This is a genomic window from Luteimonas sp. A611, from assembly GCF_054072715.1.
Genome location: NZ_JBSVRP010000001.1, coordinates 1,911,898 through 1,925,760, shown reverse-complemented (window position 1 = coordinate 1,925,760; position 13,863 = coordinate 1,911,898). Strand labels below are relative to the sequence as shown.

Genomic DNA, 13,863 nt, shown 5'->3' with positions numbered 1-13,863 from the left:
AAAGCGACAGAATGTCCCAGGCGCCTGCACGGCGCCCGGTGGACGCCGCGCAGCGCCGCTTCAGCCCGGCGGCAGGGCCCGGTTGAAGCGGCTGGCCGGACGCAGCAGGATCCAGGTGAACAGGCTCGAGGCGGCGGTGGCCACCCAGAACATGAAGAACCCGAAGGTGTAGCCCAGTCCCCGGGTCATCGGGAACTCGGGGAAGGTCATGTCGCGCAGCTGGATCGGGTCGATGAAGGCGAAGAACACCATCGTGCACACGCCCGCGGCGAAGAAGCTGGGCCACGCGATCGCACCAACCCGCTGCGCCATGGGGCGCGGCGGGTGGTCGAAGCGCGGCTGGGTGAAGTCGGTCATTGCCGTCCTGGAGGCGGGTCCGTCCGGTCGGAGTTTGACAAAGACCATACATACGCCGCCACCAGCCGTCCACGGGTCTCGCCCAGCAGGTCGCGATGGGCCGGCATGATGCCGTGGCGGCCCCCGACGATGGTGGTGCGGATGCTGTCGAGCGTATTGGCGTACAGCGTGTTGCGCTGGGTCAGGTCGGGGGCGCCCAGGTCCGGGTTGCCCTTGCCCTCGGGGCCGTGGCAGGCCACGCACAGGCTGTCGTAATACTTCTTGCCGCGCGCGGCCATGTAGTCGTTGCGCAGGGTGGCGTCGATGTCCTCCGAGCGCAGCGCGCGGACATAGGTGGCGGCCTGGGTGATGGCGAGGTCGCCGCCGATCCCCTCCAGCACCGTGCCCAGCGGCGGCATGATGCCCTGGCGGCCATCCAGCACCGATTCCAGGACGCGCTCCGGATCGCCGCCCCAGTTCCAGGCGGTGTCGGTCAGGTTGGGGTAGCCCGATGCGCCCTGCGCCGATGAGCCGTGGCAGGCCGCGCAGGTGTTGGCGAAGATCGAACGGCCCAGCTCCATGGCGGTCGGGTCGGCCGCCAGCGTGTCGAACGGCTGGTTGGCGTAGACGCCGAAGGTTTCCTCGAGCAGCTCGGCGTGCCGCGCCTTGTCCGCGTCATGCGCCTTGGCCGAGGTCCAGCCCGAGGCGCCGGCGAAGTTGCCCAGGCCGGGGTACCAGGCCAGGTAGCCGATACCGAAGATGATGGTCAGGTAGAACCCGTTGATCCACCACTTCGGCAGCGGCTTGTTGTACTCGGTGATGTCGCCGTCCCAGATGTGGCTGGTCTCTTCCGGCTTCGGATCGCCGGGGCGGCGGCGCGCCGTCCACCACAGCAGCCAGGCGCAGCCACCGATGTTGATCGCCACCAGCACGATGACGTACCACGACCACGCATTGCTCATCGGGAAGACTCCTGGTCGTCGGTCAGCGGCAGCTGCGCCGCCTCGTCGAACTCACGCCTGCGCTTCGGGCTCCAGACCCAGATCCAGCCGCCGAGGAAGCACACCAGCAGCACGACGGTGACGATGCCGGAGATCATTGTGCTTCTCCTGCGCGCGGCGCGTGCCGGCCCAGGCCCTGCAGGTAGGCGACCACGGCGTCGAGTTCGGTCTTGCCGGCAAGTTCGGCCGGTGCCTGGGCGATGTCCTCGTCGCTGTAGGGATCGCCGAGGCGCTGCAGGGCGCGCATGCGGCGGGCAGTCTGGTCGCGGTCGACGGTGTTCGTGGCCAGCCAGGAGTAGGCGGGCATGTTGGACTCGGGCACCACGTCGCGCGGGTTGATCAGGTGCACGCGGTGCCAGTCGTCGGAGTAGCGGCCGCCGACGCGGGCAAGGTCGGGCCCGGTGCGCTTGGAGCCCCACTGGAACGGGCGGTCGTAGACCGATTCACCCGCCAGCGAGTAGTGGCCGTAGCGCTCGGTCTCGAAGCGCAGGGTGCGCACCATCTGCGAGTGGCAGTTGTAGCAGCCTTCGCGGACGTAGACATCGCGGCCCGCCAGCTCCAGCGCGGGGTAGGGCTCGACGCCGGGCAGCGGCTCGATCGCTTCGGCCTGGTACATCAGCGGGACGATTTCGGCCAGGCCGCCGAAGGAGACCACCACCGCGATCAGCACCGCCAGCAGGCCGACGTTCTTCTCGACCTTCTCGTGCGCGTGCGCGTTCTTGTTCTCGCTCATGCCTGGCCTCCGGCGCGGGCCTGGGCCACGGTGGCGATTGACTGGGAAGGATCGGGCGCCAGCACCGGCTGGTCGGCGGCGACGGCCTGGCCCTGGCGATAGGTGCGCCACACGTTCAGCGCCATCAGGAACATGCCGGCCAGCACCACCACGCCGCCCAGCAGGCGCACCAGGTAGTAGGGGTAGGTGGCGTTGAGCGCCTCGACGAAGCTGTAGGTCAGGGTGCCGTCGTCATTGGTGGCGCGCCACATCAGGCCCTGCATCACGCCGGCAATCCACATCGAGGCGATGTACAGCACCACGCCGATGGTGTGCAGCCAGAAGTGCAGGTCGATCCACTTGATCGAATACATCTCGCGCAGGCCCAGCAGGCGCGGCAGCAGCGCGTAGATCGAGCCGATCGAGATCATCGCCACCCAGCCCAGCGCGCCGGCGTGGACGTGGCCCACGGTCCAGTCGGTGTAGTGGGACAGCGAGTTGACCGTCTTGATCGACATCATCGGCCCCTCGAACGTGGCGATCATGTAGAAGCTGAGCGCGACGATGAGGAACTTCAGGATCGGGTCGGTGCGCAGCTTATGCCACACGCCCGAGAGGGTCATGATGCCGTTGATCGCGCCGCCCCAGCTGGGCGCCAGCAGGATCAGCGAGAACACCATGCCCACGTTCTGCGCCCAGTCGGGCAGCGCGGTGTAGTGCAGGTGGTGCGGGCCGGCCCACATGTAGACCGCGATCAGCGCCCAGAAGTGGACGATCGACAGGCGGTAGGAGTAGATCGGCCGCCCGGCCTGCTTGGGTACGTAGTAGTACATCATGCCCAGGAAGCCGGCGGTCAGCAGGAAGCCGACCGCGTTGTGGCCGTACCACCACTGCACCATCGCGTCGACCGCGCCGGTGTAGATGCTGTAGGACTTGCCCAGCCCGACCGGGATCGCGATGTTGTTGACGATGTGCAGCAGGGCGATGGCGATGATGTACGCGCCGTAGAACCAGTTGGCCACGTAGATGTGCTTGACCCGGCGCTTGGCGATCGTGCCGAAGAACAGCACCGCGTAGGCCACCCACACCACGGTGATCAGCAGGTCGATCGGCCATTCAAGCTCGGCGTACTCCTTGCCCTGGGTCATGCCCAGCGGCAGGGTGATGGCAGCGGACACGATCACCGCCTGCCAGCCCCAGAACACGAAGGCGGCCAGCCTGTCGGAGAGCAGCCGCACGTGGCAGGTACGCTGCACCACGTGCAGGCTGGTGGCGAACAGCGCGCTGCCGCCGAAGGCGAAGATCACCGCATTGGTGTGCAGCGGCCGCAGGCGGCCATAGCTGAGCCAGGAGATGCCCTTGGTGAGGTCCGGCCAGTACAGCTGCGCGGCGATCAGCACGCCCACGGCCATGCCGACGATGCCCCAGACCACGGTCATCACCGCGAACTGGCGGACCACCTTGTCGTTGTAAGTTTCTGTAGCGGCCTGGTGCATGGCGCGTCCTGACGTTGAACGTGGCGAAGACTAGTCCGGGGGTGGAATGACAGCCTTGATCACGATCAAGGCGTCTCCCGGACGGCTGTGGAACGGTGTGAGGCGCAAAAGGCTGCCGCGGCGTCCGAGCTGGACGCGGCCGGGCGGCAAGGTCGGCCCGCCCGGCATTATCGCCCAGCGTGCGGGCCGGGTTCACCTTCCGGACGCTGCGTTGCGTGAACGGCCTCGCTGACAAACCCCTGTTTTCGCGGGGTCCGGCTTGATCCGGGTCAAGGCGCTAGGACGAAAAGTCCACATACTCGGGTCCCATGCAGACCATCTCTCCATTGAATCCGGCCAGGACCTGGCGTTTCGACGCTGAGCTGCTGCGCCGCTACGACCGGCCGGGGCCGCGCTACACGTCCTATCCGACCGCGCCGCATTTCGCCGAAGGCTTCGGCGAAGCCGATTTCAGCGACCTGGCCCGGCGCAGCAACCAGGATCCGATCCCGCGCCAGCTCTCGCTGTACGTGCACATCCCGTACTGCCAGAGCCCGTGTTTCTACTGCGGCTGCAATCGAATCATCACCCGCGACGTGGCCAGGGGGCGCATCTACCTGGACCGCCTTGAGCGCGAGATCGCCCTGGCCGCGCCACTGTTCGACCGCGACCGCGAAGTGGTGCAGCTGCACCTGGGCGGCGGCACCCCGAACTTCCTGGCGCCCGAGCTGCTGGGCGAACTGGTCGGCAGCCTCGGCCGGCATTTCAGCTTCAGCCGTGCAGCGGACCGCGATTTCTCGATCGAGCTCGATCCGCGCTTCGTCACCCCCGACGATATCGAGGTGCTTTCGGCAATCGGCTTCAACCGCACCAGCCTGGGCGTGCAGGACTTCGATCCGGAGGTGCAGAAGGCGATCAACCGCGAGCAGGGCATCGATGAAACCCTTGCGATCATCGACGCCTGCCGCCGCTTCGGCATGCGCTCGGTCAACGTCGACCTGATCTACGGCCTGCCCAAGCAGACCCCGGAAGGCTTCGGCCGCACCCTGGACACGGTGATCGACGCGCGTCCGGACCGGCTGGCGATCTACGGCTACGCGCACATGCCGCGCCTGTTCAAGGCCCAGCGCCAGATCGAGGACGCCGACCTGCCCAGCCCCGAGGGCAAGCTGGCGCTGCTGGAGCTGGCGGTGCAGCGGCTGGGCGACGCCGGCTACGAATACATCGGCATGGACCATTTCGCGCTGCCCGGCGACGAGCTCGCCCGCGCCCAGCGCGAGGGCGGCCTGCACCGCAACTTCATGGGCTACACCACCCATGCGCAGACCGACCTGGTGGGTTTTGGCGTGAGCGCCATCAGCCACGTCGGCGACAGCTTCACCCAGAACCACCGCGACCTGCCCTCGTGGGAGATCGCGGTCGACGAGGGCCGGCTGCCGATCTGGCGCGGCCTGATGCTGGGCAACGACGACGTGCTGCGCGCGGACCTGATCCAGCAGCTGATGTGCCAGGGCGAGATCGACGTGCGCAGGGTCGAAAAGACCTACGGCATCTCGTTCGGCGAGTATTTCAGCGAATCCCTGGCCGCGCTGCGGCCGCTGCAGGACGACGGCCTGGTGCAGTGCCCGCCCGGCTGGATCCGCGCCACGCCCCGCGGACGCGCCCTGTTGCGTATCATTGCCATGTGTTTCGACCGGTACCTGGGTGCGCAGCCTGACGGAGTGCGCTATTCCAGGGCCATCTGAAACCCACTGGCAGACAGGGCGGGCGTGTGCAAGAACAACCACTGAAGGTGTTGACCGGGACCCCGATCGCCGACGATGGCGATGAATACACCTTCTGCAGTACCTGCGCCTTCTCCGCGGCCTGCCTGTCGGAGGGCTACGACAAGAGCGTCCTGCGCGACCTGCACGTGCTGGTCGAACACGTCGGCCCGTTCCGCGAGGGCGACCACATCTTCCGCGAGGGCGATCCGTTCAACGCCATCGCCGCGGTGCGCGCCGGCACGGTCAAGACCTACGTCAACGACGCCAACGGGCGCGAGCAGGTGCTGGGCTTCTTCCTGCCCGGCGAGGTGATCGGCCTCAACGCCATCCACGCCTCGCGCTATCCCTGCAACGCGGTGGCGCTGGACACGGTGATGCTGTGCCGGTTCTCGTTCCCGATGATGGCGACCCTGGCCGGGCGCATGCCCGGACTGCAGCGTCACCTGTTCAACCTGCTCAGCCAGGACATCGGCAAGGCCTCGGTGCTGTCGGGCAACTTCACCGCCGACGAGCGCCTGGCGGCGTTCCTGGTGATGCTGTCGCGGCGCTTCGCCGAGCGCGGCTTCTCCGCCTACCGCATGCGCCTGACCATGGCCCGCACCGACATCGCCAACTACCTGCGGCTGGCGCCGGAAACCGTGAGCCGCGTGCTGCGCCGGCTGCAGGACGAAGGCGTACTCAAGGTCGACCGCCGCGACATGGAGATCCTCCAGCCCGAGGTGCTCGATGCGTTGGCGCACCACGTGCTGCGCGATTGAGGCTGCGTCCGTAGGCATCCGGATGCGGTGGGATCCGTTTGTCGTTCCGGATGCAGGGATACCTGTTTGTCATCCCGGATGCGATGAGGGTTTTCATCTGTCATCCCGAACGCAGTGAGGGATCTTCCTTCCGCAGAGCAGATCCCTCACTGCGTTCGGGATGACACCCAAAGCGCTGCCGCCGCCCCAACCGGCCTCACCAGCCGAAGTGGAACATCGCCTTGGCCAGCACCACGATACCCACCATGTGCCAGAACAGGCTCAGGTGCAGGCGTCGCGACAGGCTGCCGCGCAGCTGCCCGCGCCTGATCTTCCACATCGCGTAGCCGAAGTGCCCGGCCACGCCCAGCGCCAGCGCGATCTTGACCGTCAGCATCAGCGCAAAGCCGCTTGAAAGCGGCTGCGCCAGCGCTTCGCGGTAGCGCCAGGCCATGCCGGCGCCGGTGCCGTACAGCACCAGCAGCACCCAGGGCATGATCCCGCGCGCCACCTTGCCGATCCCGGCTTCGACCAGGTGCATCGCGTTCTTCGGCACGTGCCGGCGCACCCGCTCCAGGATCAGCACCTCGAAGAACACCGTGCCCACGAACAGCAGCGCGGCCAACAGGTGCAGCACCAGCAGGAGCGGGTAGGGACGCATCGTGCACGCAGGTTGCGCCCGCGTGGCCGCAGCCGCACTGACATGGATCAACCGCACCCAGCTCCCTCCCTCGCACGGAGGGGGAGGGTTGGGGTGGGGCGGCAGGTCGCGTCGATGCATCCAGCGCACCTTCGGTGCGCACCCCCATCCCGGCCTTCCCCGCGTGAAGGGCGCAATGCCCCGCGTTGCGGGGGAAGGGCCAAGAGCAGCGGCGGCGACACCGGTCCACCGCGGAATCCGGCCGGTTTTCCGACATTCACGCGGCCTTGACGCAGGTCAAGGTGCCACCAGCCCCGCGACAACACGATGCCGCAATCTCCAAGAGAGGCTCTGCACCAATGGATTCGACGCGCAAACTCTGGACAGGATTGGCGATCCTGTTGATCAGCTCATTCGCCGTGCTGCTGTGGGTGGGCAGCGAGGTCCATCGCCAGGCGCCACCGATGCCAGACCGGGTGGTGTCCACCGATGGCAGCGTGGTCTACACCCGTGCCGATATCGAGAAGGGCCGCCAGGTCTGGCAGTCGGTCGGCGGACAGCAGCTGGGCTCGATCTGGGGCCACGGTGCCTACGTCGCGCCCGACTGGGGCGCGGACTGGATGCATCGCGAGGCCGAGGCGATCCTCGATATCTGGGCCGCGCGCGAGCACGGCCAGGACAGCTACAAGCTGCTCGACGCCCCGATGCAGGCGGCCTATACCGCGCGCCTGCAGGCGCTGATGCGTCCCAATACCTGGGATGAGGCGTCCGCGACCATCACCCTCGACGCCGACCGCGTCGCCGCGATCGAGCAGGTGGCTGCGCACTACGTCAGCCTGTTCGGCAACGAGCCCGAAACCGCCGCGCTGCGCGAAGCCTATGCGATGCGCAACGACACCGTTGACACCGCGGCACATCGCGCGGCGATGACCGGGTTCTTCTGGTGGGTGTCCTGGTCGCAGGTGACCCAGCGTCCCGGCCAGGAGATCAGCTACACCGCCAACTGGCCGGCCGACGGCCTGGTCGGCAACACGCCGCCGCCCAGTACCTTCCTGTGGACGGTGTTCAGTGTGCTGTTCCTGATCGCCGGCGTGGCGCTGCTGGGCTGGCACTACGCGGTCAGCCACGGCGACGGGATGGCGCCGGTGCTGCCGAAGACCGATCCGCTGGCCAGCATCAGGATCACCCCGTCGATGCGCGCCACCGCCAAGTACTTCTGGGTGGTGATGGCGCTGTTCCTCGTGCAGATCCTGCTGGGCGCGACCACCGCGCACTACCAGGTTGAAGGCCAGCAGGCCTACGGTTTCGCGCTGTCGGAGATCCTGCCGTATTCGCTCACGCGCACCTGGCACACGCAGCTCGCGGTGCTGTGGATCGCGACCGCGTGGCTGGGCATGGGCCTGTACATCGGCCCGGCGATTTCCGGGCATGAGCCGAAATTCCAGCGACTTGGCGTCAACGTGTTGTGGACGTGCCTGATCGTGATCGTGGTCGGCTCGTTCGCCGGCCAGTGGTTCGCGGTGATGCAGAAGCTGGGCCTGGCGAACAACTTCTGGTTCGGCCACCAGGGCTGGGAATACGTCGACATCGGCCGCTTCTGGCAGTGGTTCCTGTTCGTGGGCCTGATGCTGTGGCTGACCCTGGTGGGCCGCGCGCTGTGGCCGTCGATCCGGCATGGCGGCGAATCGAGGTCCATCGTCAGCCTGCTGTTCCTGTCGGTGGTGGCCATCGGCATCTTCTACGCGGCCGGCCTGATGTGGGGCGAGCACACCCACCTGTCGATGGTCGAGTACTGGCGCTGGTGGGTGGTACACCTGTGGGTGGAAGGCTTCTTCGAGGTGTTCGCGGTGGCGGTGATCGCCTTCCTGTTCACCCGCCTGGGCCTGCTGCAGATCAAGACCGCGACGATCGCGGTGCTGTTCGCGACCATCGTGTTCATGGCCGGCGGCGTGCTCGGCACGCTGCACCACCTGTACTTCACCGGCACGCCGACGGCGGTGATCGCGATCGGCGCCAGCTTCTCGGCGCTGGAGGTGGTGCCGCTGGCCTACGTGGGCTTCGAGGCCTACCACAGCTACAAGCTGGGCAAGGCCACGCCGTGGATGGCGAAGTACCGGTGGCCGATCATGTTCTTCATCGCGGTCGCGTTCTGGAACCTGGTCGGTGCCGGCCTGCTCGGATTCCTGATCAATCCACCGCTGCCGCTGTACTACATGCAGGGCATGAACCTGACCGCGGCGCACGGACACACGGCGTTGTTCGGCGTGTACGGCATGCTCGGCGTCGGCCTGATGCTGTTCTGCCTGCGCGGCCTGAAGCCGGACGTGGTCTGGAACGAGGGCGCACTGAAGTTCTCGTTCTGGGCCTTCAACATCGGCCTGGCCGCGATGGCGCTGCTGACCCTGCTGCCGATCGGCGTGCTGCAGCTCGCCGCCGCGCTCGAGCACGGTTACTGGTATGCACGCTCGGCCGAGTTCATGCAGCAGCCGCTGATCGACATGCTGGTGTGGCTGAGGGTGCCGGGCGACACCATCTTCAGCGTCGGCGCGCTGTCGCTGGCCTGGTTCATGCTGCGGCTGTGGATCGTGCCCAGGCGCGAGGTGTTGCCGGTGGGTGGCGATCTGGCGGAAGCGTGATCGCAGCACGCACGGGCGCCGTCGGCTGATGACGGCGCAAGCCCGGGGGCCCACGAAGGCCGCCGGGCTTCGTGCTTCGCGGGGACGGCAGTGGCTGGGCGCGTGGCTGCATCCATCGGCGCACGCGGTACATTGAATGAAAAGGGAGCAGGACATGGACACTGGCAAGCGCATCGGCATCCAGGTCAACCCGCAGGTCGAGGTCGACGGCGCCCTGGTGGCGCGCGCCCTCGACCTGGAGGTCGAGGAGTTCCGGCGGCTGATGGAGGACCGCCGCATCTCGGTGCTGTGCGAACGCGGCGTGGGCGAGGACGAGGGCCTGTACCGCGCGAGCTTCTACTACGGCGAACGGCGCGCCCGCATGGTCGTTGACGCAAATGGAACGCCAGTGGCGGATGTGTCGTAGATCGCGGACCGTTGCTTCTGTAGGAGCGGCTTCAGCCGCGATACGCATTCACGGATGCGACGCGGCTGATGCACCGATCGCGGCTGAAGCCGCTCCTACAGAGGGGCCGCAGGGCAGGGGTGGCGATAGCGGATCGGGATCGCTTGACCTGCGTCAACGTCCCCTGCACGTCGTTGCCTGAAGATGGCCGCATGACCAGACCCGCTTCCGGACCTTCGCCCGGCCTGTTGACCGAGGCGCCGCACCGGCTGATGTTCTTCATTGGCGCCGGCAATCTGCTGCTGGCGATGGCCTGGTGGGCGGCCTGGCTGGCCGCGCAACGCTGGCCGGGACTGCTGCAGGTGCCGCAGGCAGCCACCTATCCGGGCTGGCTGCATGCCTTCGTGATGCAGTACCAGGTGTTGCCGAGCTTTTTCTTCGGCTTCCTGCTGACCGTGTTCCCGCGCTGGCTCGGCCTGCCCGACATCCCGCGCTGGCGCTACGTGCCGGTGGGCGTGGGCATGTTCGGTGGTCAGGCTGCGATGCTGCTGGGCGCGCTGGGGCTGGAGGTCGCGCTGGTGGTGGGCCTGTTCATGACCCTGGCCGGGTGGAGCTCGGGCGTGTGGATCCTGGGGCGGCTGCTGCTGTCCGAGCGCGGAACGACCTGGCACGCGCGCTCGTGCTTCGCGGCGATGCTGCTGGGCCTGCTCGGCGTGCTGTGCTTCGGTGCATTCCTGCTGACAGGTTCGGCGTGGTCGGTGTTCTTCGCGATCAAGCTGGGCACCTTCGGCCTGCTGCTGCCGGTGTACCTGACCGTCGCGCACCGCATGTTCCCGTTCTTCGCCGGCAACACCGTCCCCGGCTATGTCGCCTGGCGTCCGATGTGGCTGCTGGCCGCGATCTGGGCCCTGGCGATGGCGCACCTGCTGCTCGAGCTGCTGCATGCCTACGCCTGGCTGTGGCTGGTGGACCTGCCGATGCTGGTGCTGTCGGTGTGCGTGCTGTGGCGCTGGTGGCCGCGCGGCGCGGCACCGGGGCTGCTGCGCGTGCTGTTCGTGGGGCTGCTGTGGTGGCCGATCACGTTCGCGCTGTTTTCGCTGCAAAGCCTGCTGTACCTGGAATCGGGCGCGTTCGTACTCGGCCGCGCGCCGGCGCATGCGCTGTTCATCGGCCTGTTCGGCAGCGTGCTGGTGGCGATGGTGAGCCGCGTCACCCAGGGTCATTCGGGCAGGCCGCTGAAGATGTATGGCCTGGCGTGGTTTGCCTTCGTCGGCATCCAGGTGGCGGCGGCGATGCGCATCGCCGCAGAAATGATGCCGGACGTGCTGGCATGGCAGGCACTGTCCGCGCTGGGCTGGCTCGTGGCGCTGTCGCCATGGGTGTTCCGGATCGGCGGCATCTACCTGTCGCCGCGTGCGGACGGCAAGCCGGGGTAGGGGAGTGGTGCGCGGGAGAGGGACAATGGTCGGCCTTTGGCCGGAGGTTTTTTCGGGATGATCGAGTTCTACCCGCAGATCAAGCACGCCCATATCGGCTTTGCCCTGCTCAGCGGCGGGCTGTTCGCAATGCGCGGCCTGCTGCTGCTCCTGGGCGCGCGCTGGCCCAATGCTGCGCCGGTGCGCTACCTGAGCTACACCATCGATACCGCCCTGCTGACGGCGGCGATGATGCTGCTGACCATCCTGCCCTCGGCGCTGTACGCCAATGGCTGGCTGGCGGTGAAGGTGGTGCTGATCGTGGTCTACGTGGTGCTTGGCGTGTTCGCGTTGCGTCGCGGCCGCACCCGTCGCGCGCGCGCGATCGGCTACGTGGCGGCGTTGCTCGTCTTCGCCCAGGTCTACTTCATCGCACGCACGCACCATCCGCTGGGGGCGCTGTACCTGCTGGGCTGAGTGCTGCCGGCGGTGCCGGGGCAACCTTGCGTCCGATCACGGCGTGATGCATGCGCCTGCGTGGGTCGCGATCCTCTCAGGCCGCACCGCCGCGCGGAAGCGGCAGCCGCCAGCCACGCCGGATCGCCAGCCAGCGAAGCACGAAGCAGGCCACCGCGCCGACGACTGCGGTCGGCGGTCCCGGCAGCGACAGCGCGTTCCCGGTCACGACCACCAGCGCGCCCACCAGCGCGGCCACCGCATAGAGTTCGCGCTGCAGCACGCCCGGGATGGTCGCCACCAGCAGGTCGCGCACGATGCCCCCGCCGACGCCGGACAGGATGCCGAGCATGACCGCGCCGGTCGGCCCCAGCCCGTGCGCCAGCGCCTTGCCCGCGCCGAGCACCGCGAACAGCGAGAGCCCGATCGCGTCGGAGATCTGCACCGGATTGCGCATGCGTTCGACCTGCTCGTGCCACTGGAAGGTCACCAGGCCCGCAGCGACCGATACCGCCAGATAGCGCCAATCCACCATCGATGCCGGCACCAGGTCCAACATCACGTCGCGGAGGATGCCGCCGGCCGTTGCCGCGGCGAACGACAGCACCAGCACGCCGAACAGGTCCAGCCGATGCCGCACCGCCACCAGCCCGCCGCTGATCGCGAACGCGAACGTGCCGAGGAAATCGATCATGGCGACGAAGGTCAGGGTCATGGCATGTGCGCAGGTAGGGCGGAAGGTTGGTGCAGGCTTGCGCCGGGTGGATCAGGACATGGGTTCGGGTTCGCGCATGCCCGCGATCTTCGCCGGCAGCGGAATGAACTCGCCATCGTCCAGGTCAGGCAACTTCATGCGGCCGGCCGCCCAGTCCGCCCGTGCCTGGTCGATGCGCTCCTTCGAGGAGGATACGAAGTTCCAGTCGATGTAGCGCGGCCCCACCGGATCGCCGCCCAGGGCCATGACCACCGCTTCGCTCGATGCCGCGATGGTGGCGGCGCTCCCCGGCACGAGTACGGCCATGCTGCCGGGCTCCACGCGCTGGCCTGCGATCTCCACGTCGCCACGGGCGACATAGACCGCGCGTTCGGGATACTCGGCCGGCAGCGACACGCGCCCGCCCGGGGGCAGCTGCCAGTGCACGTAGAACTGCGGCGAATCGATTCGCACCGGTGATTGCACGCCTGCCAGGCGCCCGGCGATCAGACGCCCGGCCACGCCCTCGTCATGGAATGCCGGCAGCGCATCCGCCGGGTAGTGCCAGAAGCCGGGATCGATCTCTTCGCGGTCCTCAGGCAGCGCAACCCAGGCCTGGATCCCGTCCATCGGCCCGCCTTCGTCGCGCAGCCGCTCGAAGCGTTCGGAATGGGTGATGCCGCGGCCGGCGGTCATCCAGTTCACCTCGCCGGGGCGCACCGGCTGCTCGGAACCGACGCTGTCGCGATGCATGATCTCGCCGTCGAACAGGTAGGTGATCGTGGACAGTCCGATGTGCGGGTGCGGGCGCACGTCGGCTTCCGGCGGCAGGCCAGGCTCGATCAGTTTCGGGCCCATGCGGTCGAAGAAGATGTAGGGCCCGACCATGCGCCGCCGGGCAAAGGGCAGTACCCGCCCGACCTCGAAGCTGCCCAGGTCGCGGGTGCGCTGGCGGATGAGAAGTTCGATCATGTCGCGCCTCCTGGCTGCCGCGGCGTGTGCCGTGGGCGGCATCATCGCAGCTGGGGCGTGCGAGCTGAACCGACAGGCTGCCGCAGGAGCGGTTTCAGTTGCGATTGCAGCATCCGGTGGTGATACACGATGCGAACGACTGGACCATGCCTCCGGCTGGCGTCGTTCCGGGCCGGGGGTTGCTCCCCGGCTCGGTCAGCCATCCATGGCTGACTCGCCGCCGCAGCGCATCCCTGCGCTGCTTTCCGCAACCCCCGCCCCGGAACGACCATCGCCCAGTCACTGGCGTGGCTTCGAAAAATCCCCCACCGAAGCATCGCGACACCAGTTGCAGTGAGCCGTGCCCTGGCGACCGGGGGTCGCGACGAGCAAAACATGGATGTTTTGCGCGTGAGTCAGGGCAGGGAGAGCGTGGATGGCTTGCGCGGCATGCCGCGCATCCACGCGAGCGCCCGGCATGCTGTGCCGGGCCGGACCGCGTAGCGGCCCTGACCGAGCGAAAAGCGACCCCCGGTCGCCAGGGCGCGGCGTCCAGTCGAAGCCCGGGACCTCATCCAACTCCCTCGAATGGGAGAAGACCCATGAAAAAGGCCACCCCCGCCTGAGCGGGAGTGGCCGAACGGCGAAGGGGAACGCCG

At 67.8% G+C, this 13,863-nt stretch carries 14 protein-coding genes; 6 read left to right on the top strand and 8 right to left on the bottom strand.

Annotated features, from left to right (window positions below):
• Positions 1-60: 60 nt before the first annotated feature.
• Genes ACW5EG_RS08585 through ccoN form a run of 5 tightly spaced genes read right to left on the bottom strand, consistent with a single transcriptional unit; the run spans position 61 to position 3,545 of the window.
• Complete coding sequence (locus ACW5EG_RS08585) at positions 61-357, bottom strand: hypothetical protein (RefSeq protein WP_457019920.1); 297 nt, start codon at positions 355-357, stop codon at positions 61-63.
• Positions 354-1,298 carry a cytochrome-c oxidase, cbb3-type subunit III gene (gene ccoP / locus ACW5EG_RS08580; protein WP_457019919.1) on the bottom strand — a complete coding sequence of 315 codons (945 nt, stop codon included), beginning with the start codon at positions 1,296-1,298 and terminating at the stop codon, positions 354-356. The genes ACW5EG_RS08585 and ccoP overlap by 4 nt, the downstream gene beginning before the upstream one ends.
• On the bottom strand, positions 1,295-1,435 hold the full coding sequence (locus tag ACW5EG_RS08575; RefSeq protein WP_457019918.1) for a cbb3-type cytochrome oxidase subunit 3: 141 nt from the start codon (positions 1,433-1,435) through the stop codon (positions 1,295-1,297). The genes ccoP and ACW5EG_RS08575 overlap by 4 nt, the downstream gene beginning before the upstream one ends.
• On the bottom strand, positions 1,432-2,070 hold the full coding sequence (ccoO, locus tag ACW5EG_RS08570; RefSeq protein ID WP_457019916.1) for a cytochrome-c oxidase, cbb3-type subunit II: 639 nt from the start codon (positions 2,068-2,070) through the stop codon (positions 1,432-1,434). Before ccoO ends, ACW5EG_RS08575 begins: the two co-directional genes overlap by 4 nt.
• Positions 2,067-3,545, bottom strand: a complete 1,479-nt coding sequence (gene ccoN / locus ACW5EG_RS08565) for a cytochrome-c oxidase, cbb3-type subunit I (protein ID WP_457019915.1) — start codon at positions 3,543-3,545, stop codon at positions 2,067-2,069. The genes ccoO and ccoN overlap by 4 nt, the downstream gene beginning before the upstream one ends.
• A 308-nt stretch (positions 3,546-3,853) precedes the next feature.
• Between ccoN and hemN the strand changes: the two genes are divergently transcribed.
• Both hemN and ACW5EG_RS08555 read left to right on the top strand, forming a co-directional pair.
• Complete coding sequence (gene hemN, locus ACW5EG_RS08560; protein ID WP_457019914.1) at positions 3,854-5,269, top strand: oxygen-independent coproporphyrinogen III oxidase; 1,416 nt, start codon at positions 3,854-3,856, stop codon at positions 5,267-5,269.
• A gap of 50 nt (positions 5,270-5,319) precedes the next feature.
• Positions 5,320-6,048, top strand: a complete 729-nt coding sequence (locus tag ACW5EG_RS08555; protein WP_457019913.1) for a helix-turn-helix domain-containing protein — start codon at positions 5,320-5,322, stop codon at positions 6,046-6,048.
• A 196-nt stretch (positions 6,049-6,244) separates the two neighbouring features.
• On the opposite strand, the gene ACW5EG_RS08550 is transcribed toward ACW5EG_RS08555, so the two are convergent.
• The gene (locus tag ACW5EG_RS08550; protein WP_457021261.1) at positions 6,245-6,688 is read right to left on the bottom strand and encodes a CopD family copper resistance protein; all 444 of its coding nucleotides are present in this window, start codon (positions 6,686-6,688) and stop codon (positions 6,245-6,247) included.
• Between the two features lie 338 nt (positions 6,689-7,026).
• Between ACW5EG_RS08550 and ACW5EG_RS08545 the strand changes: the two genes are divergently transcribed.
• The 4 genes from ACW5EG_RS08545 (at position 7,027) to ACW5EG_RS08530 (ending at position 11,580) form a co-directional block, all read left to right on the top strand.
• Positions 7,027-9,303: a nitric-oxide reductase large subunit gene (locus ACW5EG_RS08545; protein ID WP_457019911.1), complete on the top strand. Its 2,277-nt coding sequence runs from the start codon at positions 7,027-7,029 to the stop codon at positions 9,301-9,303.
• A gap of 154 nt (positions 9,304-9,457) precedes the next feature.
• Complete coding sequence (locus tag ACW5EG_RS08540; protein WP_457019910.1) at positions 9,458-9,709, top strand: DUF6522 family protein; 252 nt, start codon at positions 9,458-9,460, stop codon at positions 9,707-9,709.
• A gap of 191 nt (positions 9,710-9,900) precedes the next feature.
• On the top strand, positions 9,901-11,124 hold the full coding sequence (locus ACW5EG_RS08535; protein ID WP_457019908.1) for an NnrS family protein: 1,224 nt from the start codon (positions 9,901-9,903) through the stop codon (positions 11,122-11,124).
• Between the two features lie 57 nt (positions 11,125-11,181).
• Positions 11,182-11,580, top strand: a complete 399-nt coding sequence (locus ACW5EG_RS08530) for a SirB2 family protein (RefSeq protein WP_457019906.1) — start codon at positions 11,182-11,184, stop codon at positions 11,578-11,580.
• A 76-nt stretch (positions 11,581-11,656) separates the two neighbouring features.
• On the opposite strand, the gene ACW5EG_RS08525 is transcribed toward ACW5EG_RS08530, so the two are convergent.
• Together ACW5EG_RS08525 and ACW5EG_RS08520 are read right to left on the bottom strand one after the other, a co-directional pair.
• Positions 11,657-12,274 carry a trimeric intracellular cation channel family protein gene (locus ACW5EG_RS08525; protein WP_457019904.1) on the bottom strand — a complete coding sequence of 206 codons (618 nt, stop codon included), beginning with the start codon at positions 12,272-12,274 and terminating at the stop codon, positions 11,657-11,659.
• 51 nt (positions 12,275-12,325) lie between these two features.
• Positions 12,326-13,225 (bottom strand): pirin family protein, encoded by a 900-nt coding sequence (locus ACW5EG_RS08520; protein ID WP_457019902.1) that lies wholly within the window; start codon positions 13,223-13,225, stop codon positions 12,326-12,328.
• Between the last annotated feature and the right edge of the window lie 638 nt (positions 13,226-13,863).

Excerpts from the sequence above, each read along its gene's own strand:
- ACW5EG_RS08585 (WP_457019920.1), bottom strand. The coding sequence starts at position 357 with ATGACCGACTTCACCCAGCCGCGCTTCGACCACCCGCCGCGCCCCATG.
- ccoP (WP_457019919.1), bottom strand. The coding sequence starts at position 1,298 with ATGAGCAATGCGTGGTCGTGGTACGTCATCGTGCTGGTGGCGATCAAC.
- ACW5EG_RS08575 (WP_457019918.1), bottom strand. The coding sequence starts at position 1,435 with ATGATCTCCGGCATCGTCACCGTCGTGCTGCTGGTGTGCTTCCTCGGC.
- ccoO (WP_457019916.1), bottom strand. The coding sequence starts at position 2,070 with ATGAGCGAGAACAAGAACGCGCACGCGCACGAGAAGGTCGAGAAGAAC.
- ccoN (WP_457019915.1), bottom strand. The coding sequence starts at position 3,545 with ATGCACCAGGCCGCTACAGAAACTTACAACGACAAGGTGGTCCGCCAG.
- hemN (WP_457019914.1), top strand. The coding sequence starts at position 3,854 with ATGCAGACCATCTCTCCATTGAATCCGGCCAGGACCTGGCGTTTCGAC.
- ACW5EG_RS08550 (WP_457021261.1), bottom strand. The coding sequence starts at position 6,688 with ATGCGTCCCTACCCGCTCCTGCTGGTGCTGCACCTGTTGGCCGCGCTG.
- ACW5EG_RS08545 (WP_457019911.1), top strand. The coding sequence starts at position 7,027 with ATGGATTCGACGCGCAAACTCTGGACAGGATTGGCGATCCTGTTGATC.
- ACW5EG_RS08540 (WP_457019910.1), top strand. The coding sequence starts at position 9,458 with ATGGACACTGGCAAGCGCATCGGCATCCAGGTCAACCCGCAGGTCGAG.
- ACW5EG_RS08535 (WP_457019908.1), top strand. The coding sequence starts at position 9,901 with ATGACCAGACCCGCTTCCGGACCTTCGCCCGGCCTGTTGACCGAGGCG.
- ACW5EG_RS08530 (WP_457019906.1), top strand. The coding sequence starts at position 11,182 with ATGATCGAGTTCTACCCGCAGATCAAGCACGCCCATATCGGCTTTGCC.
- ACW5EG_RS08525 (WP_457019904.1), bottom strand. The coding sequence starts at position 12,274 with ATGACCCTGACCTTCGTCGCCATGATCGATTTCCTCGGCACGTTCGCG.
- ACW5EG_RS08520 (WP_457019902.1), bottom strand. The coding sequence starts at position 13,225 with ATGATCGAACTTCTCATCCGCCAGCGCACCCGCGACCTGGGCAGCTTC.